At 41.0% G+C, this 2,667-nt stretch carries 4 protein-coding genes; 1 reads left to right on the top strand and 3 read right to left on the bottom strand.

Annotated features, from left to right (window positions below):
- Nucleotides 1-123 precede the first annotated feature (123 nt).
- Entirely contained in the window at nucleotides 124-903 is a 780-nt protein-coding gene (locus KKC46_20850) for a transposase (protein ID MBU1056250.1), read from the top strand.
- Nucleotides 904-957: 54 nt separating this feature from the next.
- On the opposite strand, the gene KKC46_20845 is transcribed toward KKC46_20850, so the two are convergent.
- The 3 genes from KKC46_20845 to KKC46_20835 form a co-directional block, all read right to left on the bottom strand.
- On the bottom strand, nucleotides 958-1,581 hold the full coding sequence (locus tag KKC46_20845; protein ID MBU1056249.1) for a LysE family transporter: 624 nt from the start codon (nucleotides 1,579-1,581) through the stop codon (nucleotides 958-960).
- 233 nt (nucleotides 1,582-1,814) lie between these two features.
- Nucleotides 1,815-2,402, bottom strand: a complete 588-nt coding sequence (locus KKC46_20840; protein ID MBU1056248.1) for a DUF3795 domain-containing protein — start codon at nucleotides 2,400-2,402, stop codon at nucleotides 1,815-1,817.
- A 102-nt stretch (nucleotides 2,403-2,504) separates the two neighbouring features.
- Nucleotides 2,505-2,667: Lrp/AsnC family transcriptional regulator (locus KKC46_20835; protein ID MBU1056247.1), on the bottom strand; the 163-nt coding region annotated here is incomplete at its 5' end.

Genomic DNA, 2,667 nt, shown 5'->3' with positions numbered 1-2,667 from the left:
ATAGTCCAGTATGATTGAGGTTTTTAACCAGTCCGGACCTTTCTTTTTATAACCGTAAAACAGATAACTGTTCCATTTATAATCCGCCAATCTATCCACAACTCCTGCTCGAAGTGGATTGCGATGGATATAGCAGGACAACCGCATGAGATAAGCGTCGTTTTCCACGATGATGCTTTTAAACCGGCCTTGGAAAAGATGACCATTGGTGCCGGAAATGAAAAACTTGCTTATTTTCACATAAACAGACATCGGTCAGGTAGCGTGGCAAGAGCAATTTTCGGAGAACACTTTGAGGGCATCCTGATTCGTGACCGGTATGCTGCCTATAATCGTATTGGAAGTCAATGGCAGTCCTGTCTGGCGCATATAATTACAAAAGCCAAAGAAGTCAAACGAGAACATGGATTACTGCCGCAAGCCGAAAAAGACACTGCAACAGACCGCTTTTGTGATCGGGTCATAGCCTTTTTCAAAAAAGCCTGTGACACAGCAAGGAAGTTAAACTCCGATGATATAGCCTGGGAATCAGCGGAAGGAATCGCTAATCGCTTTATCAAACAACTTTCCAACATCCGCAAACATCCGCTTTCGTTCGAACCCGCAGAAACATTGAGGGCTTATCTGACAGGGCCGGAACAAAAGTTCCTTTTTACTTTCCTCCGGCATCCCGGTGTACCGCCTACCAACAATCATGCAGAACAGTCTCTAAGGCACCTTGTTATCTTCCGCAAAATATGTTTTGGAACCCGATCAGAAAGCGGCATAAAAAACCATAGCATTCTTTCAAGCATATTACAAACCGCCAGAAGGCAGGGTGTTCACCCAAGACAATTCCTGCAAATCCTTCTCACAGCCGACACTCCGACAGCTCAGCCTGCACTTTACAATAATTCAAGCTGATGCCATGAATAATCGTGTAAAATATGGGGACTAAACTGTTACTAACAATATTAGTTAGCCCTTTATTATTCCCAATAGTTTTAGACCGTCAAAAAATAGAGCAAATGCTAAACCACCTAATACAAAGCCAAGAAAACGCATAGTGTATACATACACATTGCCACATAAAAAAGATTTTGATTTGCCAACCAAAATGGCTAATAGAATTTTTGATCCCACCAACAAAGTATAAAAACTACAAATAAAAACCAAAGGCGCAATAATATTTAGGCTCATTGCCTTAGTCATAGTTGGAGCACCCACGCTAAACCAAAACAAGTAGGGATAAGGACTTAGAGCATTTGCTAAGATCCCTTTTGTTAAGGATTTAGGCTTTGTCTCTTGAAAATTAAATTCATATCCTTTCGAACGTATACTTTTGTAACCCATAAATAAAATAAAAAAGCCACCCGCCAGTGAAATAATTCCTAATATGTTATGAAAATTGGATAGCTTCGCCAAAATGAATAATGTTAAAATGATTATTGGCAAATCGGTGATAATTGGAGCAAGAGCAACTTTAACACCAGATTTAATATCATGTTGAAGCGTTTCAGATATTACAAGAGCCAACAGTGGCCCTGGTGCAAAACCTGCGGATAAACCTAATATGATTCCGATAGTCAAAAAATTTAACATCTTTAATGTCCTGTCCCGGATGTCATAATGCTTGCCCTTCTTAAATTGATGTGGTGGGTAACATGCAGTTAAGCAGCTTGCCTGCTCAAACTTACTGGTTGGACGATTCGGTAGAAAAATTTCCTTCTTCTTTTCAAAAAAAGGTGAAAATCAGCTCAAGTAACCCATGTTAAGCAAGGTGAGTCAAAAGCGGACTTGAACCCACGCCTTTTTAATAAAGGCATTGTAGGTATTTACTTGCATAGCACATCCTCCTTGCTAATTATCTGCCATGTTCTCCATCCATTTCCGATTTCAGCTTTACACTCTGAAACAAAAGCCGGATAACCGATCTCACGGCATCTTTTTAGGTTTTCTATGTTGTTTTTATTATATCTCTTGCATACCAAAGCAAACATTACGCCTTTAGAGTCAAAGGGGGAAGATACTTTGGTGGCTACATGTGGACACGGATATTCCGAGTCAGGGTTATATTCGTCACATTCAGCGCATGTCCAGTACCCCTTTGCTTTGGCGCAGTTAATAATAGCGCAAATCGCGCAAGGACCTTTCCCGCCTACATAACATCCTGGACAAGATCCCATTTCCTCTTTAATTGTAATATATTTTTTAAGGGTTTCCAACGTGCGTTCGACTCCTTCAGGATCCATTCCAAAAGCCACACCCACGTCCTGCATGTTAAAGCCTTCCCAAATTTTCACGAGCGTTTTTGCAGCTTCAAAACTCTCGTCCGTTTGCTGGTCGCACCCAAGACAAATAATCCCACATGGCGCGAGTTTCCCCAGATCTGCTGGTTTTACATCTAATAATTTTAAATCCATACTGCCCCCTCCTTTGTTTGATGCATAGTTTTGAATAATCTCTCTTGTGCGTCAATAGTATTTTGCCACAGGTAATCTTGACCGCACTTGGCAGGAAGTTGATCAAACCTTAAATTCTGAACTGACGGCTTGATACTGTCGCCTATAGCCCTGATCAGACAATATCTTGTCATTCGTTGCTTTTACACTGCGACTAACCATAGAATAGGAAAGCCCAATCAGATTACCGATTTCCTGGTTTGACAATTGGCCGGTTTTCCATAGT

The sequence above is a fragment of the Pseudomonadota bacterium genome (assembly GCA_018817425.1).
GTDB lineage: Bacteria > Desulfobacterota > Desulfobacteria > Desulfobacterales > RPRI01 > RPRI01.
Note: the sequence above shows the minus strand (reverse complement) of the source record. Positions and strands in the feature narration are given on the sequence as shown.

Coding starts and splice junctions, on each gene's coding strand:
- KKC46_20845 (MBU1056249.1), bottom strand. CDS start 1,581: ATGTTAAATTTTTTGACTATCGGAATCATATTAGGTTTATCCGCAGGT.
- KKC46_20840 (MBU1056248.1), bottom strand. CDS start 2,402: ATGGATTTAAAATTATTAGATGTAAAACCAGCAGATCTGGGGAAACTC.
- KKC46_20850 (MBU1056250.1), top strand. CDS start 124: ATGGATATAGCAGGACAACCGCATGAGATAAGCGTCGTTTTCCACGAT.